The 20,941-nt window shown below is 61.8% G+C and carries 21 protein-coding genes; 8 read left to right on the top strand and 13 right to left on the bottom strand.

Going from position 1 to position 20,941, the window contains the following annotated elements; all coding sequences use genetic code 11:
- Positions 1-32: 32 nt before the first annotated feature.
- From CVS28_RS16295 to kynU, 3 genes are all read right to left on the bottom strand, one after another.
- Positions 33-1,295, bottom strand: coding sequence for a type II toxin-antitoxin system HipA family toxin (locus CVS28_RS16295; protein ID WP_103482172.1), 1,263 nt, complete (start codon positions 1,293-1,295; stop codon positions 33-35).
- A 13-nt stretch (positions 1,296-1,308) separates the two neighbouring features.
- A complete protein-coding gene (locus tag CVS28_RS16290) occupies positions 1,309-1,515 on the bottom strand; it encodes a helix-turn-helix domain-containing protein (protein WP_103482171.1) in 207 nt (68 codons plus the stop codon).
- 175 nt (positions 1,516-1,690) lie between these two features.
- Positions 1,691-2,956, bottom strand: coding sequence for a kynureninase (kynU, locus tag CVS28_RS16285; RefSeq protein ID WP_103465051.1), 1,266 nt, complete (start codon positions 2,954-2,956; stop codon positions 1,691-1,693).
- Between the two features lie 119 nt (positions 2,957-3,075).
- Between kynU and CVS28_RS16280 the strand changes: the two genes are divergently transcribed.
- Positions 3,076-4,368, top strand: a complete 1,293-nt coding sequence (locus CVS28_RS16280; protein ID WP_243399935.1) for an MFS transporter — start codon at positions 3,076-3,078, stop codon at positions 4,366-4,368.
- A 160-nt stretch (positions 4,369-4,528) separates the two neighbouring features.
- Here the strand turns inward: CVS28_RS16280 and CVS28_RS16275 are convergent, their stop codons facing one another.
- Both CVS28_RS16275 and CVS28_RS16270 read right to left on the bottom strand, forming a co-directional pair.
- Positions 4,529-5,971: a DUF5129 domain-containing protein gene (locus tag CVS28_RS16275; RefSeq protein ID WP_103482184.1), complete on the bottom strand. Its 1,443-nt coding sequence runs from the start codon at positions 5,969-5,971 to the stop codon at positions 4,529-4,531.
- 88 nt (positions 5,972-6,059) lie between these two features.
- Positions 6,060-6,551, bottom strand: coding sequence for a cupin domain-containing protein (locus tag CVS28_RS16270; RefSeq protein WP_103482170.1), 492 nt, complete (start codon positions 6,549-6,551; stop codon positions 6,060-6,062).
- Positions 6,552-6,627: 76 nt separating this feature from the next.
- Between CVS28_RS16270 and CVS28_RS16265 the strand changes: the two genes are divergently transcribed.
- Together CVS28_RS16265 and CVS28_RS16260 are read left to right on the top strand one after the other, a co-directional pair.
- Positions 6,628-7,233 carry a TetR/AcrR family transcriptional regulator gene (locus CVS28_RS16265; protein WP_165788185.1) on the top strand — a complete coding sequence of 202 codons (606 nt, stop codon included), beginning with the start codon at positions 6,628-6,630 and terminating at the stop codon, positions 7,231-7,233.
- 121 nt (positions 7,234-7,354) lie between these two features.
- Complete coding sequence (locus tag CVS28_RS16260; protein WP_103482168.1) at positions 7,355-9,433, top strand: PhoX family protein; 2,079 nt, start codon at positions 7,355-7,357, stop codon at positions 9,431-9,433.
- A gap of 164 nt (positions 9,434-9,597) precedes the next feature.
- On the opposite strand, the gene CVS28_RS16255 is transcribed toward CVS28_RS16260, so the two are convergent.
- Positions 9,598-10,206 carry a DUF4230 domain-containing protein gene (locus CVS28_RS16255; RefSeq protein WP_103482167.1) on the bottom strand — a complete coding sequence of 203 codons (609 nt, stop codon included), beginning with the start codon at positions 10,204-10,206 and terminating at the stop codon, positions 9,598-9,600.
- A 368-nt stretch (positions 10,207-10,574) separates the two neighbouring features.
- Entirely contained in the window at positions 10,575-10,988 is a 414-nt protein-coding gene (locus CVS28_RS16250) for a PLD nuclease N-terminal domain-containing protein (protein ID WP_103465047.1), read from the bottom strand.
- 97 nt (positions 10,989-11,085) lie between these two features.
- Here CVS28_RS16250 and CVS28_RS16245 point away from each other — a divergent pair, with 97 nt between their 5' ends.
- Entirely contained in the window at positions 11,086-11,409 is a 324-nt protein-coding gene (locus CVS28_RS16245; RefSeq protein WP_103465046.1) for a DUF4229 domain-containing protein, read from the top strand.
- Positions 11,410-11,413: 4 nt separating this feature from the next.
- Here CVS28_RS16245 and CVS28_RS16240 read toward each other — a convergent pair whose 3' ends face one another.
- The 5 genes from CVS28_RS16240 to CVS28_RS16220 all read right to left on the bottom strand — a co-directional run bounded on the left by CVS28_RS16240 (position 11,414) and on the right by CVS28_RS16220 (position 15,517).
- On the bottom strand, positions 11,414-12,292 hold the full coding sequence (locus CVS28_RS16240) for a 1,4-dihydroxy-2-naphthoate polyprenyltransferase (protein ID WP_103465045.1): 879 nt from the start codon (positions 12,290-12,292) through the stop codon (positions 11,414-11,416).
- Between the two features lie 96 nt (positions 12,293-12,388).
- Entirely contained in the window at positions 12,389-13,561 is a 1,173-nt protein-coding gene (locus CVS28_RS16235; protein WP_103482166.1) for an AMP-binding protein, read from the bottom strand.
- A gap of 21 nt (positions 13,562-13,582) precedes the next feature.
- Positions 13,583-14,539, bottom strand: a complete 957-nt coding sequence (locus CVS28_RS16230; protein ID WP_103465043.1) for a 1,4-dihydroxy-2-naphthoyl-CoA synthase — start codon at positions 14,537-14,539, stop codon at positions 13,583-13,585.
- Positions 14,540-14,605: 66 nt separating this feature from the next.
- On the bottom strand, positions 14,606-15,040 hold the full coding sequence (locus CVS28_RS16225) for a VOC family protein (RefSeq protein WP_103482165.1): 435 nt from the start codon (positions 15,038-15,040) through the stop codon (positions 14,606-14,608).
- A gap of 42 nt (positions 15,041-15,082) precedes the next feature.
- Positions 15,083-15,517, bottom strand: coding sequence for a DoxX family protein (locus CVS28_RS16220; RefSeq protein WP_103482164.1), 435 nt, complete (start codon positions 15,515-15,517; stop codon positions 15,083-15,085).
- Positions 15,518-15,700: 183 nt separating this feature from the next.
- Between CVS28_RS16220 and CVS28_RS16215 the strand changes: the two genes are divergently transcribed.
- Complete coding sequence (locus tag CVS28_RS16215) at positions 15,701-16,309, top strand: GNAT family N-acetyltransferase (protein ID WP_103482163.1); 609 nt, start codon at positions 15,701-15,703, stop codon at positions 16,307-16,309.
- Entirely contained in the window at positions 16,306-16,989 is a 684-nt protein-coding gene (locus tag CVS28_RS16210) for a tyrosine-protein phosphatase (RefSeq protein ID WP_243399934.1), read from the top strand. Before CVS28_RS16215 ends, CVS28_RS16210 begins: the two co-directional genes overlap by 4 nt.
- Positions 16,990-17,004: 15 nt before the next feature.
- Here CVS28_RS16210 and CVS28_RS16205 read toward each other — a convergent pair whose 3' ends face one another.
- Positions 17,005-17,529: a GtrA family protein gene (locus tag CVS28_RS16205; RefSeq protein WP_165788271.1), complete on the bottom strand. Its 525-nt coding sequence runs from the start codon at positions 17,527-17,529 to the stop codon at positions 17,005-17,007.
- Positions 17,530-17,777: 248 nt separating this feature from the next.
- Here CVS28_RS16205 and secA2 point away from each other — a divergent pair, with 248 nt between their 5' ends.
- Together secA2 and CVS28_RS16195 are read left to right on the top strand one after the other, a co-directional pair.
- Complete coding sequence (gene secA2, locus CVS28_RS16200) at positions 17,778-20,216, top strand: accessory Sec system translocase SecA2 (RefSeq protein ID WP_165788183.1); 2,439 nt, start codon at positions 17,778-17,780, stop codon at positions 20,214-20,216.
- 69 nt (positions 20,217-20,285) lie between these two features.
- A complete protein-coding gene (locus CVS28_RS16195; RefSeq protein ID WP_103465037.1) occupies positions 20,286-20,849 on the top strand; it encodes a dihydrofolate reductase family protein in 564 nt (187 codons plus the stop codon).
- The last annotated feature ends 92 nt before the right edge of the window (positions 20,850-20,941 follow it).

Genomic DNA, 20,941 nt, shown 5'->3' with positions numbered 1-20,941 from the left:
GCAATTCGTCAGTAAAAGTATTTGGGGTGGTTCTAGCGTTGGATGGCTGCGCGCCGAATCCCTAAAACACGGACGACGGCGGCACTGACCCCACGCTCAAAGGGCAGTTCCGCCGTGGTCATGACGGAGGCCGCAAGGGCTTTGTCGATGCATTTGGCCACGAGTCGTTCGGGGATGTGCAGGGAACGGCCAAAGCGGAGCCAGTCGTTGCGGTTCAGTCCTGTCCGGCTACCGGCGCTGCCACCCACGGGCAGTGCCATGCCAGGGTCGCGGGAGGGGTCGCCGTCAGTCAGGTCAGTCAAAATGCCGCCGGGAACACCCGCGGCAAAGCCCTGCTCAATCTCGGCGGCAAGGGTGCATTGGAGATCGTAGGCGGGCGCCACCAACCATTCGCCATTGTGTTGCTGCACCACGGAAATGTTTTTGGCATGCAGATTGCCGTTGCCCGTAAGCCAGGCAAAGAGGAACTGCAGGAAAATGTTGCGGGCGGCCAGGGACTGGGCGGAACACATGTTCACGGCGGCCGCGGCCACGGCCTCGGAAGGGACCGAATGCTTGCGGCCCGGCAACAAACCCATCAGCTGGGAACAATCCTCTACCGCCAGCGACCCGCTGGGGGACCTGTCGAAACGTGAGACCAGCAGCGCGGCCTGCCCAACGCCGTCGTACACCAAACGGGCGTCCGCAACGGGTATGGACAGCTGCCTGGCCTTGCGCAGCAGCATGAATTCCGTTTCAACTTGGCGGGCGTGGCTGCCGTCGTTGAACTTGAGAATGTAGGCGCGGCTGGGGTCCTTGTCATGCAGGTAGGAGGCCGTGACCTTGTCCTGCATGCCAGGCAACGCAGAGTGGTCAACGGGGCCGGGGACGGAAGCAAAATCACCAAAGTTCATGGCGGCCATGTTCTTGGTGACAGTCAACAGGGCAGGAACTTTTTGGGGTTCGTGCCCTGCCGGCAGAATCTGGACGTCGCCCACGGGGTTCTCGCCCGCGGCGACTAGGAGGGAAAACTCGTCATTAATGGTGGTTTTTACCGCCCAGCGCAGCTTGGACAGGCGTTCGCCCTCCGGCAACAGGCCCGCAAAGAACGCCGGAACGCTGCCGTGACCCAACGTTACCGGGACGTCAAGGGCTGGCAGGGTTGAGGCGATTGCCGGGCCGCCAGAGCTGAGATAGGTGGGCAGATAGGAAAAAACCACGCCAACGCTGGGGTGGCGGGACAAGGTAGCCGCGGCCCTGCCCCTTTTGAAGATCACGGCCTGGGTGACAGTTTTGGCCTGCTCAAGATTTTTCACGCCAGCGTCTTTTTCACGTCAGCGTCACGGTCAAGTTCAGGTTCATGCCCAGCGCCGTGGCCACCGCCGTGAGGATGTCCAGGCGCACGGTTTCGCGGCCGTTTTCCAGGTCACTGAGCACACGGGTGGAGATGTCGGCCAGATCGGCGGTTTCGCTCTGCGTCAGGTGCAAGGCTTTGCGGCGGGCGCGCAAGGTGGCGCCCAGTTCGGCAGCATCCATTGCTCCTCACCTTTCCACGCAGGGACTTCGTGGCACCATACTATGCCCTGAGCGCCGATTATCTGCATGATCGTGCTGAAAAAACGGGAGCATTACGGGTACGGCTGAGCCCGCCGGGCTGAGCTCGGCCCGCTTTGCCCCTGACCGGCCCTGCCCCTGACCGCCCCGGCCAGTTTCAGGTCACCTGCAGCCGGGCCAAGAACTCGGGGGTATCCCAGAGCTTGTTGTCAAGGATGTCGAACAAGGCCTCCACGGCGTTCCACACGTCCATATACCCCACGTACAGCGGTGTGATACCAAAGCGAAGCACCCCGGGTTCACGGTAATCGCCAATGATGCCGCGGGCAATGAGGGCCGCCATCACGGGGTAGCCCTGCGGATGAACGTAGCTGACGTGGCTGCCGCGCTGGGCATGGTCCATGGGAGTGATGAGTTCCAGCTCGTGGTCACCGCGGCGAGCCTCTACCAAGGCGATGAACAGATCTGTCAGCGCAAGCGACTTTTCCCGGACCTGCGCCATGGGGGCCGCCAAGCTGATGTCCAGCCCGCACTCCACCAGGGCCATGGACAGGATGGGCTGGGTGCCGCACAGGAACCGGCCAATGCCGGAGACAGGCTCATAGGAATCCTCCATGGCAAAGGGCCGCGCATGTCCCCACCATCCTGACAACGGCTGCCAAAACCGGTCCTGATGAGCGGCGCTGACCCAAATGAAGGCAGGCGAGCCGGGCCCACCGTTGAGGTACTTGTATGTGCAGCCCACCGCGAAGTCGGCACCCGCGCCGCGCAGGTCAACGGGGACGGCCCCGGCGGAATGCGCCAGATCCCACACGGCCAAGGCTCCGGCGTCGTGAATGGCAGAACTTGTGGCAGCCATGTCCCACATGGCCCCGGTGCGGTAGTTGACGTGCGACAACGCCACCACGGCCACATCGGCGCCCAAAGCATCCGGCAGGGACAGGGAATGGTCAATCAGGCGCACCGAGTAGCCCTGGTCCAGGAAATCCACCATGCCCTGGGCCATGTAAATGTCCGTGGGGAAGTTGTCCCGTTCGGTGACAATGACCTTCCGCGCCGGATCGGCGGCCTTCTGGATGCGGACGGCAGCAGCCAGGGCCTTGAAGAGGTTTAGTGAGGTGGTGTCCGTGACAACCACTTCTCCGTCCCCGGCCCCGAGCAGGCCGGCCAGCTTGTTGCCCAGGCGGCCCGGCAGCTCAAACCAGCCGGCCGTGTTCCAGCTGCGGATCAGGCCCGTGCCCCACTCATCCTCCATGACGCGCGTGGCCACCTGGGCGGACGTTGCAGGCCTGGCGCCAAGGGAGTTGCCGTCCAAGTAGTTCACGCCCTCCGGCAGGATGAACTGGTCCCGGAAGCGGTGCAGGGGATCGTCCTGGTCGGCGGCCAAACAAGCGGTCTTGGTGATGGGGAGCGTTAAATCCATGGGACGTCCTTGCCGTGGGGGGAGGGGTGTGCGGGCCAATCCCCAATCTATGGCCGCTCTTGTGCCCGGTCAAGGCCAGATGGGCGTCTGGCGCCATGGAAGGTGGCTAGGGTTATCGGGTGAGTAATTTTGTTGTGAAGAAACCCTGGGCCGGCCGCATCGGAGCACTCCTGGGCATCATGGTCATGGCCCTGAGCCTGCGCACTGCCGTGTCTGTGGTGCCACCGCTGCTGGGCGAGTTGCGCGGTGAACTGGGTTTCGATGCCAACACCATCGGCCTGCTGGCCATGCTGCCGCCGCTGGTGTTTGCCATGTTTGGGTTGCTGACCCCGGTGCTGATCCGTCGCCTCAGCCTGGAGAAGGTGCTGGTGGCCGCCGTGGTCCTTGCCGTGCTGGGGCAGCTGGCCCGCACCACCACCGAACAGGTCTGGCCATTCCTGGGGTTCACGGCCGTGATCATGGCTGGCTACGGCATTGGCAACGTGGTGCTGCCGCCGCTGGTGAAAAAGTACTTCCCCGACAGGGTTGGGCTGGTGACGGCCGGGTACGTGACACTGCTGGCTGTTGGCACCGCCATCAGCCCGCAGCTGGCCGTTCCGGTGGCCGGGCTGAGCAATTGGCGGGTGTCCATTGGGATGTGGGCATCGGTGAGTTTCTTGGTGCTCCTGCCCTGGATCCTGCAGTTCCGCCGTGACCGCAAGGAAAGGGGCGACGCCGCGTCCCCCGCCGAACAGGCCGCACACCTTGGTGCCGCCCCGGGAGGTTCGGACACAGTGCCGAAGCTGCGGCCGTGGCGCTCTCCCGTTGCCTGGGGACTGGCCATCTTTCTGGCCGGAAACTCCGCCCAAACGTATGTGTACTTCACCTGGCTGCCGCCGTACCTGGCGGGCCAGGGGATCGACGCGGCCACTGCCGGGTCGGCACTGGCCTACTTTGCCATTCTGGGCCTGCCCGTGAGCCTGCTGGTGCCGCTGTGGGTGCCGCGCATGAAGAACCCCATCGTGGCGGTCTCCTTGTTTGCTCTGTGCTGGGCCACGGGGCACCTCGGCCTGTATCTCTCACCCTTGGATGGAACGTGGCTCTGGGTCACGTTCGCCGGCCTGGGCCAGGGCACCTTCGCCACGGCCCTGCTCATGGTGAACCTGCGCTCGCGGACCACCCACGGTTCCGCTGTTCTTTCAGGATTCAGCCAGGGCATTGGCTACGCCGGCGCGGGCATTGCGCCCCTGCTGTTCGGCACCATGCGCGAAGCCACCGGCTCGTGGAGCGCATCCTTCGCGATGCTGGGCATCTGCCTGCTGGTGATGATGACCGGCGCCGTCATGATCAACGCCAAACGCTACATTGAGGATTCCGCAGAGGGTCCGCTTGCGCCGCCAGCCACCGAACATGCAGTCGCCCTCAAAGAGTAGCCGGCCCAAAGAAGAACGCCCGCTCACATCCGCGGCGCTTTTCGTCAACGCTCTCGCAGCAATGGCCAGGTGCAGGGGGACGCTATCGCAGTGAGGGCGATAGCGTTCGCCTAAATGGCACCATTCCTGCGAGAGCGTCTGACGGGGACCCGGCGTCGTCCTAGAAGCTGGAGGAGCTGCCCGACCCGGAGAAGCTTCCACCACTTGAGCCGTAACCACTGCTGCTCCCGCTGGAACTGGCGCTGCTCCGAACGGAGTCAACTGTGCTGGTACCACTCAGGTAGCCAACGCTGAACGCATGCACCGGGTAAAAGGTGTACCACTGGTACACGGACCCCAGAATGGTGGATTCGCGGCCGCGGACGCCGTCCATGCGGCTGCTCTCCATGGCCTTTTCCATGGAGGTCCTCTCGGAATCGGTTTTCGCATACTTGCCGATCATGGCTTGCGAATGTTGTTGCAGCACAGTGGTCAGTTCCTGCCCCATGGATCGCAGCTCGTCCAGGGCGGCCTCCGGGGTTATGAGTCCGGACCGGAAATCGGCGGCCAGCTGCTGAAGTCCATGCGTCCTTTGGGTGTGAACCGATGCGAGCGCGGCCGTGCTGGGCAGGCCTTTGGCCTCGCTCTGGGAGATCAGCGCAGGCAGTTCTGCCAAGTCCTCGCGCAGGGGGCGGGCCTGCCTGTCCCATGCGCCCTCCCAGCCGGCAAACTTGTTGAGCAAAGTGTTGGTGTCCGCAATGACGTCATCCAGATTATCCAGTTCCTGGGCCAGATCGGCATAGCGGGCCGCAGTCTTGACGTTGGCTCCCTTGGAAAGATCCTTCGCGGTGAAGGCGTGGCACTCCTGGTTCAAATCGCTGGCCTCGTGGTACTGGGTACTGAAATTGCGGTACTTCTCCAGCACCAGGGCGCCGTAGCTTGACTCACTGGGGATGGTGTTTGCGTTGAGTTCTGTGACGTCCAGGGCCAAACTCACACTGGAATAGCCAGTATCGCCACGCTTGAGGTGTTCGGCGGCCTTCTTCCTGTTCTTGGACCTGATCACAGCCCTGGTGCCAAAGCCCAATGCGGCCAAACCGCCCACAATGCTGGTGGTGACGATGAATCCCGCTGACTGGTACCAGGGCTGGTTGATCAGCTTCGCGGCCTTCTTGACCCCGGCAATGGTGCCATCCGTCCACTGGGCCTCACGGAACAGATTTTTGGTGGATTCCTGGATGGCTTCCTGCTTTTCCAACGACACCTTGCGGTCTTCACCCATGTAGGTGCCTACCTTGCGGGCCGATGGGTCTACTGCCAAGACGAACAGGCCGTCGGCCCACTTCTGCCCATCCGCACTGATCCACTCGGGGTGGTTGGCGCGGGCAAAGCGCAGAACTTCCTCGTTGAAGTTCTCGCTAGTGTTGCCATTGCGGGTGTAGATGACCACCTTGGTGGGGGAGTGGAAGCTGATCTTCTCCAGCGCAGGCAACAGCTGAGGCTGATAGAGGACTCCCGCGGTGTCCTCCACAACGATGTCCGTTGGTGGCGATGCCATGGCTGCCGGGGCAACCCCCAGCAGGGTCAAGAATGTCAGTGCCAGAATCCCCAGAATCTTCTTCATGGCTACAGCCCACCATTTTGTTGCGGCTTTGTGCAAACGTGGGTTCATGGTGGGAGAGCTTTCAACTCCCAACTGCTTGGGGATGAAACTAGTCAAACGGTGGCGGCCCTACGATGACGATGCCGCCGTAGAGCTTGCCCGATTCGCGAATTCGGTCGAAATCAACCGTGCCTGACGCGTTGTCGCCAGCATCTAGCGGCACACTGGCTCCCATGTAAAAGGCTTGTGCATTGCCGGGCGTCTGGATGCAGAGCAAGCTGGTGTCATCAGCCAGTACTTTGAATGCGTGGGGCTGGCCGCGCAGCGCCATGACCAAGCCGCCTGCTCCCAGCCGTTCTTCAACGCCATCCAGATTCATGAGGATCTCGCCGGAGAGGATGTAGAGAGCCTCATCCGTCTCGGGGTGGATGTGCATGGGCGTCACCTTGCCGCGTTCCATGGTGTCGCTGTAGATCAGGGATGCGCCGCCGGTCTCCTCGGCCTTGGCCAGCCACGTGTGGATGCCGCCCCCGTAGAACCATCGCCGGTCACCCGTCCCGGCTTGGCGGATGAATGATTTGGCCTGCTTCGTCGTGTCCATGGGACTCGCCTCTTTATTGGGCTGATGAGTTTATGGGACTAATGTCTCATAACAAGACTGCGGTATCATAAGCTTCATGTCAACCCCTTATGTGGAACGTGGCCGCAGCGGCCAGAAGCGCCGCACCCTCAACACATTGGTCGACGCGGCCCGGGAGATGGTTGCAGCGGGCAAGACGCCCACTGTGGACGAGGCTGCGCTAGCATCCGGGGTGGCCAGAAGCACGGCGTACCGCTACTTCCCGGGACAGCGCGAGCTGCTGGCAGCCGCCCACCCGGAAACCGCCCTGCATTCCATGCTGCCTGACAACCCGAGCAACGATCCCACGGAACGGCTCGACGCCGTCGTGGTCAGGTTCACGGCGATGATCGTTGAGACTGAGAATCAGCAACGAACAATGCTCCGGTTGTCGCTGGAACCCATGACGGGCGGTAACCTTCCGCTGCGACAAGGCAGGGCCATTCCGTGGATCGCTGAAGCGTTGGAACCTTTGCGCGGCAAGATGTCCGACGCGCAAATTCACCGCCTGGTCCTGGCCATCCGCAGCGCCACCGGCATTGAATCCCTGGTCTGGCTTACGGACATTGGCGGGCTGTCCCGTGAGGAAGCCGTCGAGTCCATGCGTTGGAGTGCCCAAGCTCTGCTTCGCCAGGCGCTGGAAGTGGGCCCGCCACGTCACTGATGGGTGGCCGCCCCATCCCACGGTTCGCTTCCCATTAACCCGCAGTTCAACCATTCCCCTCCGACGCGTCGTCCGGCCCTGCCACTGTGGGTGCATTGCACCCACGCTAGGAAGGCTCGCCATGAACGATCTGAAGAAACTTTTGCCCATGCTCGGCCACACCCGCGGCAAGCGCAGCGCCGTCACCTGCATGCTCAAATGCGACAGCGCCTGCTCCAAAGCCGTCTGCAACACCTCCACCAACAGCTACTTCCGTGACATCGTCTCCACAGAGTTCTCGCGCCGCTCGGCGATGGGCATTGGCTTAGCTGGCGTGCTCAGCGCCGCAGTCATGGTCAGCGGCAATGACGGCAAGGGTGGCCAGTACGACGGCGGGAGCAAGGGTCAGGGCAGCAAACTCGCCTTCGAGCCGATCAAGGCTGTGGATGCGGCCGTGGACACCTTCGATGTCCCCAAAGGATACAGCTGGCAGCCCATCATCCGTTGGGGCGATCCGATCTTCAAGGACGCACCCGACTTCGACTTCGCGAACCAAACCCCCGCGGCACAGGCCGGCCAATTTGGTTACAACAACGACTACACGGAGATCCTGCGCCAGCCCAACGGCAAGAAGGGGTTGCTGGTCTGCAACCATGAGTACGTCAACCCGCAGATCATGTTCCCCGCAGCCCCTGCCAACGATGCCGAGAAGGCCCAGCGCCGCAATATCTTCCGCAACGCCGTGGGCATGAGCGTGGTGGAGCTGGAGCGAGACAAAAAGGGACAGCCCTGGGGCTACGTACGCGGTGGCCAGCTGAATCGCCGCATCACCATGGACACCAACTTTGAGTTGACCGGCCCGCTGGCAGGCTCCGACTTCGTGAAGACAGCAGCGGATCGCGAGGGCCGCTTCGTGTTGGGCACCCTGGGTAACTGCGCCGGCGGCACCACCCCCTGGGGCACCATTCTCTCCGGCGAGGAAAACTTCAACGGCTTCTTCCGAACCAATGGAACCTCCGCCGAGGACCGACGCTATGGCTTGGGTAACGCCGCCACGGGCATGGGCTGGGAGTTGGACGATCCGCGCTTTGATGCCCGCGGCGCGGACTACCGCAACGAGCCCAACCGCTTCGGCTACATTGTGGAGATCGATCCGGAAGACCCCAACTCTGTCCCGAAAAAGCACACCAGCCTGGGCCGCTTCAAGCATGAGGGCGCTAATGTCATCATCGCCGACAACGGCAAGGTGGTGGCCTACTCGGGTGATGACGAGCGCTTCGACTACCTGTACAAGTTCGTCTCCAAGGACAAGTACAAGAAGAATGACAAGGCACACAACATGACCCTGTTGAGCGAGGGCGATCTCTACGTTGCCCAGTTCGCGGGCAATTCGGCGGCCGAGATCGACGGCTCCGGCACGGTCCCCGCGGACGGTGCGTTCGACGGATCCGGCGTCTGGCTGCCCCTGGTGGTCAACGGCAAGAGCGCCATCTCCGGCATGAGTATCCAGGAAGTTCTGGTCTACACGCGCCTGGCCGCGGACAAGGCAGGCGCCACGAAGATGGACCGTTGCGAGGACGTGGAGCCGAACCTGAAAACCGGCAAGGTGTACGTGGCCTGCACCAACAACACCAAGCGCGGCGTGGGCAGCGGCGCTGTTGCCGACGAGGCGAATCCCCGCACGGAAAACCGTGACGGGCACGTCGTGGAGATTACCGAGCGCCGCAATGACGCCACGGCCACCACATTCAACTGGAACCTGCTCATGCTTTGCGGTGACCCGGCCAAGAACACGGAAACCTACTTCAGCGGCTTCCCGGCGTCGAAGGTTAGCCCCATCTCCTGCCCGGACAACCTGGCGTTCGACACCCAGGGCAACCTGTGGATCTCAACTGATGGTGCGCCGTCGACTATTGGCTACAACGATGGTCTGTTCAAGGTGGGTCTGGAAGGGCGTAACCGCGGCAACGTTGAGCAGTTTGCCTCCATGCCGCGCAATGCAGAGACCTGTGGTCCCATCATTCACGACGACGAATCCATGGTCTACGTGGCCGTGCAGCACCCGGGCGAGGACGGGACCTATGCGGCGCACACCTCATTTTTCCCCGACTTCGTTGCCGAGGGAACTACGCCGAAGCGTGGCCAGGTGCGTGCACCCCGCCCGTCAGTAGTGCAGATTTTCCCGAAGGACTCCGGCAAGGGCAATCACGGCAAAAACTAGGCACTTTTTGGTTGGCGCCCAGGAAAACAACTAGCCCGCAGTAGTCCCCACCCACTCCCCGGTCTCGTCCCTCGACCGGGGCCCCTCGCGGGCGTGGGCCCTGAAAAACGCGTTTTTGCGGTGTTTTTCAGCCACTACTGCGGGCTACTTCTGAAAGCGGCAAGCTACTTGAAGGTGGCCTGGATTTTCACCGAGCTGAACATGCCCGTCAGCATGGTCTTGGTGTTCTCGGTGGCCCGCTTCTTCAGTTCCGACTTTTCCGCAGCTGCGGCAATTTTTTCTTCAGCCATTTTGTAGAACTTGGCCTGGTCGGGAACTGACAATGCATCGTTGATTAAGTCGAGCACGCCAAGGTCCTGAGAGACCACCCCAGATCGTGACTGGTCGAGGTTGGGCTTGTCGAGTTTCGCTTCTGGCAGCCGAACCACCACAGTTTTGCCATCATCTGAATAGGTCAAGTCATTCTCGCTAAAACCGGAAAAATTGACGTAGGCGTTGACAGTGCCCGCCCCGGCAAACAACGTCTGCCGCCCCGAGAGGATGTTGGGCATCAGTGGGTTGGCGTCTTTATCTTTGACCACCACCTCAAAGTTGCCGACCGCGGAAACGTATTTGCTGGTGTCCTGGATCGACTTCAGCAGTGTCGTTTCGCTCTGGTTGGTCTTGAACAGGTTGAACCCCAAGAGACTAGCAACATAGAGGCCAGCCATCACTACGACTAGCAGAACAGCTACCCAGAGAGCGACGGGCTTGCCTGTGCGCGTGGCTGTCATCGGGTTCCTTCAAGCGTTGGAAAATGTATGGGTTTTGTTCCTATTGGTTGGGCACTGTGTCAGGTGCGGCAGGGCATGACTATGGCAGCCCATGAAAATACTACTTAGAGGTCATGAGGTTGCGAACTTGCGCCAGAGTTATGACGGAACTGGGCGGTGTGCCGACCCCGCCAAGTAGCGTGTCAGATCTCCGCCGAGATGAGCACCACGGCGCCCTTGCGCCACCATGAAGACAAACGACGTCACCATTGCCACTAGACAGAACCACGAATAGGCAGAGACGAACAGAACTAGCCCGCAGAAAACGGCGAAAAATGGGTGGAATCGCCCATTTTTCGCCGTTTTCTGCGGGCTAGTTGTAAAGAAAGCTACTTTTTGGTTTCGTCGTTCGGGTGCTCTTCCTGGAGCTTTGCCTCGCGTGCATCCGCCTCGGCCTTGAGCTTGCGCAGTTTTTCGGCTTCGAGCTTTTGCGCCCGGTTCAGAGCCAGGTTGCGCAGGAATTCCGGGTCGTCGTCGGGGGCTGTGGAACGGCCGGCGTTGCCGGCTGAGTGGGGGCCGCGGTTTCCTGCGGATGGGCCGCCCACCCGCTGCACGGCACCGGAAGCGTAGCGGGGCCGGCCCAACCAGAACCACAAGCCCACGCCGATGACGTTCAGGAGCACAATGACAACTATCCAGGCAGTCTTGGGAATGCTCCGCACATGGGCGGGTTCACTACGGATGCAGTCAATGAGCCCGTAGATAAAGAGGACAACACCGAAGATGACTGGGAGATAACGCATATTTCATTCTAGCGTTGAGAACCAGCCCGCGGCACAAGGGAACGTGCTGTAGAAAAGTTCCGGGGGGACACCCAGAATCACCGGCTAAACTTGGCCGGTGGCTTTCTTCAAATACACCCTAATCCGTGCAGTCCTGTTCCTGGCGTTCTTCCTGATCGCCTACCTGGTGCTGCATCTGAGCGACATGACATCGGCGCTTCTTGCCGCCCTCTGCGCTTTTGTTGTCAGCTTCCTCTTCCTGCGCAAGCAGCGCGACGGCGCCACTTCTGTCATCGCCGACAGGTTTGCCCCCAACGCCACCACCACCCAGTCATCCGGTGCCATGGCAGATGCCGACGCCGAGGACGCGCTGGTTGATGAGAACCCCGACATCTGGGTGGACGCCGACCGCAAGTCAAGCCGCGAACCCGAACAGGCCTAACGCTTTAGAGTGCGCTGAGCACCATGGCCGCAGCGAAAAGTACGCTGAAGCCAAGGTTGATCAACCCCGTCTGTTGCAGCACCGGGATGAGGCTCTTGCGCTTCTTGCCCTTGAGCATGAGCCAGCTGGGCATCAGCATGAACGGGATCAGCAGCAGGACCAGCAAAATCCACGGCTTCGCCGGAGCCAGGAACAGCATCAGGACCACTGAAAGTGCCAGCATCGCCACATAGCTGAGCCGGGCATTCCTGTCGCCCAGCCGCACCGCGAGAGTGCGCTTGCCAACTTCCGTGTCCGTGGGGATGTCTCGGACGTTGTTGGCCATGAGAAGTGCGACGGCGATCAGCCCCGTTGAGATGGAACCCAACACTGCCGCCGTGCTCACCGCCCCGGCCTGGGTGAAGGTGGTGCCCAAGGTGGCCACCGGCCCGAAGAAGACAAACACGAAGATGTCGCCCAAACCCATGTATCCATAGGGGTTTTTGCCGCCCGTGTAGCCCCACGCGGCCAGAACCGCGCCGGCGCCCACCAGCAGCAGCCACCAGGCTTGGGACATGACCACCAGTGCCAGCCCGGCCAGCATGGCCAAGCCCAGGGCACCGAAGGCCGCCATTTTTACGTGGGCGGGCTTCGCCACGCCACTGCCCACCAGACGCAGCGGGCCAACCCGGACTTCATCGGTGCCACGAATGCCATCGGAGTAGTCATTGGCGTAGTTCACGCCAATTTGCAGCAACAACGCCACCAAGGCTGCCAACACAGCCCGCCCCCAGTGCAGGGCGCCCATGTCGAAGGCTGCGGCTGTACCGATGATTACGGGAGCTATTGCCATGGGAAGAGTCCGCAATCGAGCCCCAGCTATCCATTGCCCCACAGTGGCCACGGCGTTACTCCTTAGATGCTTAAAGAAAAGTGAAAAAATCGTTGGGCGGACCCGGACGGCGGGCCTGCCTAGCTAATTCTGCCGCGTGGGCGGCAATTATGCTCGGGCAGTTGTCCCATTTTCCGCATTCGGCGCCAGCGCAGCGTCCGCAAGTGCGGCCAGAATCGCCGTTCTGTCGGGCTTTCCCGTGGCCAGCAGCGGCAGCTCGGAGACAAACACCACAGTCTTGGGGACCACATGGGATTCCATGACTGCCGCTGCCCCGTCCAACAACTCAGCCAACGAGCACGAGCCAACCACCATGGCCGCCACTGCCTGGCCCCATTCCGCCGAAGGAATAGGGGCCACAAATGCTTCCCGAACACCTTGCACCTTGTGCAGCCCGTCAGTGACTGTGCTTGCAGAAACCTTCAGGCCGCCGCTGATGATCACATCATCCACGCGGCCCAGTACGCGCAACCGTCCCTCAGCGTCCAGTTCGCCCAAGTCCCCGGTGGAATACCAACGCACCAGTTCGCCGTCGTGCTCTTCCTCGAAGAAGGATGCCGCGGTGAGGGAGGCGTTGTCCAGATAGCCGGAGGCAACCACGTCTCCGCCCAGCACCACCAAGCCATCGCGGATGGTGAGCTGCACGCCGTCGAGCGGGACGCCGTCGTACACGCAGCCGCCGCACGTTTCGCTCATTCCGTAGGTGGTGACCACGTTCAGGCCGGCACCGCGCGCGGCCTCGAGCAGCACGGGGTTGATGGGGCCGCCGCCCAGCAGGATCGCGTTGAAACGGCGCAGCACCGTGAGCGTCTCGGCGCTCGGATTGTTCAGCAGGCGGCTGAGCTGGGTGGGCACCAGCGAGGTGAAGCGCATCTTGTCGGTGAGCTCCAGCGCCGCCTCGGTGAACGCCTCGGGGGTGAATCCGCCGCTCAGGTCCATGGCCCACGGGCGGGTCCCGGCGAACAAGCTGCGCACCAAAACCTGCAGGCCCGCCACATAGTTCGTGGGCAGTGCCAGCAGCCACTGGCCCTCACCGCGCAGCGCCAGCGCCGTGCCCACCGACGACGCCGCCAGCGCGTCAACGCTCAGCAGCGTGCGCTTGGGTGTGCCGGTGCTCCCTGAGGTCAGCACGACGGCGGCAATCTCCGTTTCGCTCCCAGCTGGCAGTCCCAGCTCGTTTTGCGGGATGAGGATGAAGCTGCCGTCGGGGGCGATTTGGACTGCGGGACTTTCGCCGGCGAGAGCTTCCGAGAGTGCCTTGAGCAGGGGTTCAATGTTCATGAGTACCTATATATAGGGGGATTAGAAGTAGTACGGGAAGGAGGACCAGTCGGGGTCGCGCTTTTCCAGGAACGCTTCCTTGCCCTCCACTGCCTCGTCCGTCATGTAGGCCAGGCGGGTGGCTTCGCCGGCGAAGACCTGCTGGCCGGCCAGGCCGTCATCGGCCAGGTTGAAGGCAAATTTGAGCATGCGGATGGCCTGTGGGGACTGGCGGGCAATGTCGGCGGCGTATTCCAGCGCTACTTCTTCCAAGCGGGCGTGGTCCACGGCCTCGTTGACGGCACCCATGCGGACCATGTCATCGGCGGAGTATTCGCGGGCCAGGAAGAAGATTTCGCGGGCTGATTTCTGGCCGATCTGGCGGGCCAGCAGGGCCGAGCCATAGCCGGCGTCGAAGGATCCCACCGTGGCGTCGGTCTGCTTGAACTTGCCGTGCTCGCGGGAGGCGATGGTCAAGTCTGAGACCACGTGCAGGGAGTGTCCGCCACCGGCAGCCCAGCCGTTGACCACGGCAATGACTACCTTGGGCATGGTGCGCATGAGTCGCTGGACTTCCAGGATGTGGAGGCGGCCGGCGCGGGCGGGGTCAATGGTTTCCTTGGTTTCGCCGTCTGCATACTTGTAGCCGTCGCGGCCGCGGATGCGCTGGTCACCGCCGGAGCAGAAGGAATGCCCGCCGTCCTTGGGGGAGGGGCCGTTGCCGGTCAGTAGCACGGTGGCCACATCCGGGGTCATGCGGGCGTGGTCCATGGCACGGTACAGCTCATCAACGGTACCCGGGCGGAATGCATTGCGTACTTCGGGGCGGTTGAAGGCGATGCGCACAGTGGGCAGGTCCCTGGTGATGGTGCCGTCTTCGCTGCGTTCCACCTGGCGGTGGTATGTCATGTCGGTGAAGTCAAAGCCCTCAACCACGCGCCAGCGGGTGGGGTCGAAAATGTCGGATACCTGATCTGGAAGATTCTGCGCGCTGCTCACCCTAACGATCTTAGCTGGCAGGCGGTGTGTTGATGCTGGGCGGCGGCCATTGCCGCCGGGCGAGTCCTAGCTGATGCAGAATTCGTTGCCTTCTGGATCAGCCATGGTGAACCAGGAGTGCGGTCCCTGACCAGCTGCCCAGAGGAACGTGGCACCCCGGGCTTCCAGACGGGATCTGACGGTGGCCCTATCCTCGCCGCCCAGCCGCACATCCCAATGGACACGGTTCTTGCCCACCTTGTTCTCGTGGCTGCTTTGGAACAGGATCCTGGGTTGATCAGGGCCAGCATCCGCTCCAGCGGTGATGGCGGCCCCGATCGCCCAGACCAGTGATCCCTTGTGGGTGAGGGTTTGCTCCGCCGTGGCGAATCCCTTTTCCACCATGGAGCGGATGAAGTCCGGATCCGACGGTTCCACCTGCCAACCCATGGTCTCGGCCCACCAGTCGGCAAGCACGTGCGGATCGTGGCAGTCAACAACTATTTGCAATGAATACGCCATGAGACGAGTCTGCCCGTGCTTGCGGTGGTCGTCCAGCAGTATTTAAGCCAGGATGCGCAGTTTGGAGTTGCTGCGGCCAAAGAGGACGTTGTCCAAGGAGAACTTGCCGGGGCCAACCAGGGCCAAGGCGAGGGCTGAGGCGCCGAGCAGGAGCACCAGTTCAAAGCCGCCAGCCTCAACGAAGACGCCTGCGGAGGCGTGGACCAAGACGATGGCGCCGAGCATGTTCAGTGTCAACAGGGCTGCGACGGGCCGGGTGGCGAGGCCCAAAATCAAGGCGATGCCGCCGACCAATTCCAAGGTGGCAATGATGGGAGCGACTACATCTGCGGCGGGGACGCCCATCTGGGCAAAAGCGCCCTGGGTGCCGGCGATGGTGAATTCGTTGTACTTCTGCCAGCCGTGGGCGGCGAACAGGAAGCCCACCACAATACGCAGGACGGTACGGGCAGCGGTGTTCAGTGCAAGGTTATGCATGGGAATCTCAACGTTTCGTGTCGGTCATGGAAAGGCCTTCAGAAAGAAGCGCCGAGCGTCAATTTATTGAAGCTTCAATAAAATCATCCCAGTTATTAATTGATGCGTCAACTATTGACCGGAGAGCATGACGCGATTGGACGCACTTTCAGGTGCCGCAGGACAGTCCGCTAGGGTCTTTCCATGACTGCAATTGCACCCGTGACCCTGCGCGGAAAATACGTCACCCTCGAGCCGCTAAGTATGAGTCACCATGACGGCCTGGTGGCTGCCGCATCTGACGGCGAGCTCTGGAACCTTTGGTACACCTCGGTTCCGCGGCCGGAGGCCATGAAGGACGAGATTGAACGGCGGTTAGCCGCGCAAGAAATCGGCTCAATGGTTCCATTCACCACCCGGCTCAACGACCCTGTCACGGGGGAAGCCGGAAAAATCATTGGCATGACCACGTATTGCAATATCAATGCAGAACTGCCGCGCCTGGAAATCGGTTACACCTGGAACGCGGCCAGCAGCCAAGGCTCAGGAACCAATCCGGACAGCAAACGGCTTCTGCTGGCCCATGCCTTTGAAACGCTTGGCTGTGTGGCGGTTGAATTCAATACGCACTGGATGAATTTTCAGTCCCGCGAGGCCATTACCCGGCTGGGTGCCAAGCAGGACGGCGTTTTGCGGGCCCATCGCCGCATGCCCGACGGTTCCCTGCGCGACACCGTGGTGTTCTCCATTCTGGCTGCCGAGTGGCCCCAGGTCCGCAGCGGCCTTGACCACCGCTTGTCCAAGAAACGTTGAGTACGCCGCAGTGGGAAGGTGCCGTCAATGCACGTCGCCTCACGGGTGACATCTTCCGGATGGGCCGCAGCGAATGGCTCACCGAGCATGGGTGGGAACAGCTTTACAACGACGGCATCCGCACGGTCATCGATCTTCGGAACCCCGGGGAGCGCCAGCGCAGGCCAAGCGACCCGGAGGTGAGCGGGGTGGCCATGGCGAAGTTCGCCGTCGTGCATTCACCGACTGAGGACCCGGCGGATCCAGCGTATCAAGAGCTTTTCCATCCATACATGAACCATCCCCGGCTCTACGCAGACATTCTGCGCCTCTTTCCGCACCAGGTGGCGGCCGTCTTCAAGGAGCTGGCGGCGGCGCAGGGTGCTGTGGTGATTCATTGTTCGGCCGGGCGGGACAGGACCGGGTTGATCGCCACCATGCTGCTGGCCTTGCTGGGGCAGGCGCAACGGGTGGCGCGGGAGGACGAGCTGGCGGCGCGCGGCATTAACGAATGGCATTTGGTGGCGCCCGTTAAACATCCCTATGAACGGCATTTGGACCAGGCTGAGCTGGCAGAGGTGGTGCACGGTCGCGGCCAGGCTGTGCAGGAATTTGTGGGCGGCATGAATGTTCGTGCGTTCCTGCTGGCCCATGGCGTGAGTGTTGCCGAGCTCGACGCCGTTATTGCGCGGAGCCGCTGAGCCTGCGGCGGGCGCCTAGTTGCCTGATCCGGCGCTGATCAGTGCCCGGGCGCTGGTGGTTGCCGCCTGCGTGGACGCAGGGCCGGCGGAGACTGCGCCCCGCGCTGCGACGGGCAGATCGCTGAGCTCTTCGGTAAAAACGAAGTACCGGTATGCCAGGAACCTGAAGATGGTGCCCAGGATTAGGCCGATCACACCGCCGGCAATGAAGTCGGCGCTGAAGGAGGTGAAGCCCAGAACATAACGGGAAATGACTTGGCAGGCCAGCACGATGCCAAGGCCCAGTCCATTCATGACCAGGAACAAGGCGAACTCTTTCCACACCCGTTCCGAACGGCGGTGGCGAAACGTCCAGTAGCGATTGGCAAACCAGGCGAACAAGGTGGCAACAATGGTGGAAATCACGCGGGCCTTGATGGTGCCCTCAGACATGGGCCCGTGCCACAGAATCGTGTAAATTCCGTTGTCTATGATCCAGCCCAGCCCGCCCACGGCGCCGAATTTTAGGGCTTCCCGCCACAGCAAAGCCACTAAGTTCATGATCTTGTCGATGATGCGCATAGGGCCTTTCCGGTGGGACGAATCGCCCGAAGTTATCGATAACATTTTGAGGGGGAACGCCGCTGGGCGCTAATCTATGCTTACGGTAGCTGATAAATAGTGCCGAACTATGGAATGTGCGGAATGAGGCCACTATTGTTCGAATTGTGACGTGAACCATAGCTCGCACAGTGGCTGGCAGTAAGAAGCAAGATCACTAACAACCATGGGTTGAAATGGCAATGCGTATGAAAAAGGAAGCATCTGGGAAGCCGCAGGCGGCCAAGAGCCGGCCCCAGCTCGGCAGCAGGTTCAAGAACTGGCTGCTCAACACCCCGGGAGTGGTGGACACGGCGGGGCTGGAGCAGCTTGTGGCCCGGGTCGTGAACAGGGCCCACGAGCCCGCTTCGCAGGGGAAAACAGTCTCGAACAGCCTCACAGAGGCGCACGAAGTCCTTGCCACCTTGCGGGATTCCTCGCCTGAGAAGGCCACCCAATGGAGCGACCCGGAGCTGGAAGGCTACTTGTTCTGCGCCCGCGTGTTGGTACAGGAGTCGCTGGGTATGACCCTCTTCGACACGCAACTGCTGGCGGCCGCCAACATGCTGCGTGGAACTGTTGTGGAGATGGATACCGGCGAAGGAAAAACCCTCGTCGGAGCCCTGGTAGCCGGTGCCCACGCAGTGCGGGGGAACCGCGCCCATGTCCTCACTGTCAACGACTATCTGGCCCGGCGCGATGCCGCGTGGATGGGTCCGTTCTTTGGCCTTTTGGGCGTTGCTGCCCAAGCTGTGACATCAGCAATGGAGCCAGCCGCCCGCAAAACGGCCTACCGGGCAAGCATTGTTTATGTCTCCGTCAACGAGCTCGGTTTCGACGTGCTGAGGGAACGGACGTGCACGGAGCGAGAACAATCAATCCTGCAACCGTTCGATGTCTGCATTGTTGATGAGATCGATTCCGTGTTGGTCGATGAAGCCACAGTTCCGCTGGTTCTGGCCGGACCGGCCAGGGCGGAACTGGAAAGCGTTGACGTGGCCAGCTTTGTCAGTGCCCTGCGGCCCGAGGTTGATTACACGGTTGAAGCAGACAAACGCAATGTTTCCCTGACCGATGCCGGCCTGCACCGCGTTGAGGGCCGGTGGCCCGACGTCGAGCTTTATTCAGCGGCAGGAACCCCGCTGTTTTCATCCATCAACGTGGCGCTGCATGCTCAGGTGCTGTTGCAGCGCGACGTTGATTACATTGTGCGTGACGGCAAGGCGGAAATTGTTTCCGATTCGCGCGGACGGGTGGCGCATCTGCAGCGCTGGCCGGACGGTCTGCAGGCGGCCGTGGAGACAAAGGAAGGCTTGCACAAAACCGAACAGGGCGAGGTCCTCGATCAACTGCTGGTGCGGGATTTGATCAAGAGTTTTGCCAGTGTCACCGGAATGAGCGGCACGGCCGTGGCGGTTTCGGAGTACCTGCGCAACAACTACGAGTTGGATGCGGGCCGCATTCGGTCCCACAAGCCATGCATTCGCGATGACCGTCCGGAACAGATCTACGCCACGGCGGCCCAGCGCGATGCCGCTGTCATCGAGGCCGCAACAATGGCCCATGCCGCCGGCCAACCAGTCCTCATCGGCACCCATGACGTTGCCACCTCGGAGCGGTTCGCGGCCAACTTGGCAGGGCGCGGGGTTGACGCCCAGATCCTCAACGCCCGCAATGACAGTGTGGAGGCGCAGATCATTGCCCAGGCCGGGCGCAAGGCCATGGTCACGGTGTCCACGCAGATGGCGGGGCGCGGCACCGACATTCTGTTGGGCGGAACCGGCGCAAACGAGCAAGATCACGGAGATGTGGTTGCCTTGGGCGGGCTGCTGGTCATCATCGTGGGCCGCTTTTATTCGCCCCGCCTCGACGCCCAGCTTCGCGGCCGGGCCGGGCGGCAGGGCGATCCCGGCGCCAGTGTGGTCTTCTCCAGCATGGAGGACCCTGCCGCCAACGGGCAGGAGGCGCACGGCTTGGAACTCAGTGATTCCGTGTCCCAGGACGCTGACGACGCCGGATTGGTCACCAGGGAGGGCGTGTCTCGACTCCTGGACAGGGCCCAGCGCCTGGCCGAGCAGGAACGCTTCACCACACAGGAAAACTCCTGGAAATATAACGAGTTGATTGCCTACCAGCGCAAGGTGGTCCTGTCCGAGCGCGACAGGATCCTGGCCGATGACGCCGCAGCCCTGGAGCTTCTGGAATCCCTTGAAGACCGTCTTGACGGTGAGGCCACGGGCGAAGGCACCGCTCGGTTGCTCGATCTTCGCATCGCCTTGGGCGGGGAAGAGACGGCCAAAATCTGCAAGGCCATCATGCTCTTTGAGCTAGACGCGGCCTGGAGCGATCACTTGGCGCTGCTTTCGGAACAGCGCGCGGCCATCCACCTGCGGGCACTGGGGCGGCAAAACCCCTTGGATGAATTCCGGCGCGAGACCATCAGGGCCTTCGAGGGTTTCTTCGACGCCGTTAATGACACTGCCCTGGCCACGGTGGGGGCGCTGGAGATAGTGGACGGCAGTGTAGACCTGGAGGCTGCGGGCATCCGCAGGGGCTCCACCACTTGGACCTATGTTGTTGATGAAAACCCCTTTGGCAGCCAGACGGACCAAATTGTGAAATGGCTGCTGAAGAAAATGGGCAAATAGCTTCCCTCACCAAGAGGGGGAGCGAATACTGGGAAAGGACAGCTCAACGACTCGTAGGAGGCTATATCCGTGGGCAAGCTCATCTACGCCGCCATCACGTCACTGGACGGCTACATTGCAGATACTGCCGGCAATTTTGACTGGAGCACGCCCGACGCGGAGGTTCACGCCTTCGTCAATGACCTTGAGCGCCCCATTGGCACATACCTGCTGGGCAGGCGCCTCTACGACGTCATGAAGGTGTGGGACACCTTCTACGGACAGGACGGCCTGCCCAAGGAAATGGAGGACTACGCCGCCATTTGGCATCAGGCCCAGAAGATCATCTACTCAACAACCTTGAGCGAACCCGGCGCAGCAAACACGCGAATAGAGCCCACCTTTGACCCGGATTCCATCCGCAGGTTGAAAGCGGAAGCCACAACGGATCTCTCCGTGGGCGGCGCCGAACTGGCCGGACAGGCACTCAAGGCTGGATTGGTGGATGAGATTCACTTGCTGATGTCGCCGGTCATGGTGGGCGGCGGCAAGCGGGCACTGCCCGACGGTGCCAGTACCTCGCTGGAACTGCTGGAACAGCGCAGGTTCGGCAACGGCGTCGTCCATCTCCACTACGGCGTGAAAGTTGATTGAGAATCCAGCCGCTTTTGCGCGTCACAAAATACTGAGGGGCTGGCGTTTCTGGAAGCATGGACTGTGAACGCGGCCCTGTCACGTTCGCCAAT

Source organism: Arthrobacter glacialis (genome assembly GCF_002909415.1).
Lineage (GTDB): Bacteria > Actinomycetota > Actinomycetes > Actinomycetales > Micrococcaceae > Specibacter > Specibacter glacialis.
The sequence above is the reverse complement of the archived record's forward strand: the minus strand, read 5'-3'. Positions and strand labels throughout refer to the sequence as shown.

Coding starts and splice junctions, on each gene's coding strand:
- CVS28_RS16290 (WP_103482171.1), bottom strand. CDS start 1,515: ATGGATGCTGCCGAACTGGGCGCCACCTTGCGCGCCCGCCGCAAAGCC.
- kynU (WP_103465051.1), bottom strand. CDS start 2,956: ATGGATTTAACGCTCCCCATCACCAAGACCGCTTGTTTGGCCGCCGAC.
- CVS28_RS16275 (WP_103482184.1), bottom strand. CDS start 5,971: ATGAAGAAGATTCTGGGGATTCTGGCACTGACATTCTTGACCCTGCTG.
- CVS28_RS16270 (WP_103482170.1), bottom strand. CDS start 6,551: ATGGACACGACGAAGCAGGCCAAATCATTCATCCGCCAAGCCGGGACG.
- CVS28_RS16265 (WP_165788185.1), top strand. CDS start 6,628: ATGTCAACCCCTTATGTGGAACGTGGCCGCAGCGGCCAGAAGCGCCGC.
- CVS28_RS16260 (WP_103482168.1), top strand. CDS start 7,355: ATGAACGATCTGAAGAAACTTTTGCCCATGCTCGGCCACACCCGCGGC.
- CVS28_RS16255 (WP_103482167.1), bottom strand. CDS start 10,206: ATGACAGCCACGCGCACAGGCAAGCCCGTCGCTCTCTGGGTAGCTGTT.
- CVS28_RS16250 (WP_103465047.1), bottom strand. CDS start 10,988: ATGCGTTATCTCCCAGTCATCTTCGGTGTTGTCCTCTTTATCTACGGG.
- CVS28_RS16235 (WP_103482166.1), bottom strand. CDS start 13,561: ATGAACATTGAACCCCTGCTCAAGGCACTCTCGGAAGCTCTCGCCGGC.
- CVS28_RS16225 (WP_103482165.1), bottom strand. CDS start 15,040: ATGGCGTATTCATTGCAAATAGTTGTTGACTGCCACGATCCGCACGTG.
- CVS28_RS16220 (WP_103482164.1), bottom strand. CDS start 15,517: ATGCATAACCTTGCACTGAACACCGCTGCCCGTACCGTCCTGCGTATT.
- CVS28_RS16215 (WP_103482163.1), top strand. CDS start 15,701: ATGACTGCAATTGCACCCGTGACCCTGCGCGGAAAATACGTCACCCTC.
- CVS28_RS16205 (WP_165788271.1), bottom strand. CDS start 17,529: ATGAACTTAGTGGCTTTGCTGTGGCGGGAAGCCCTAAAATTCGGCGCC.
- secA2 (WP_165788183.1), top strand. CDS start 17,778: ATGAAAAAGGAAGCATCTGGGAAGCCGCAGGCGGCCAAGAGCCGGCCC.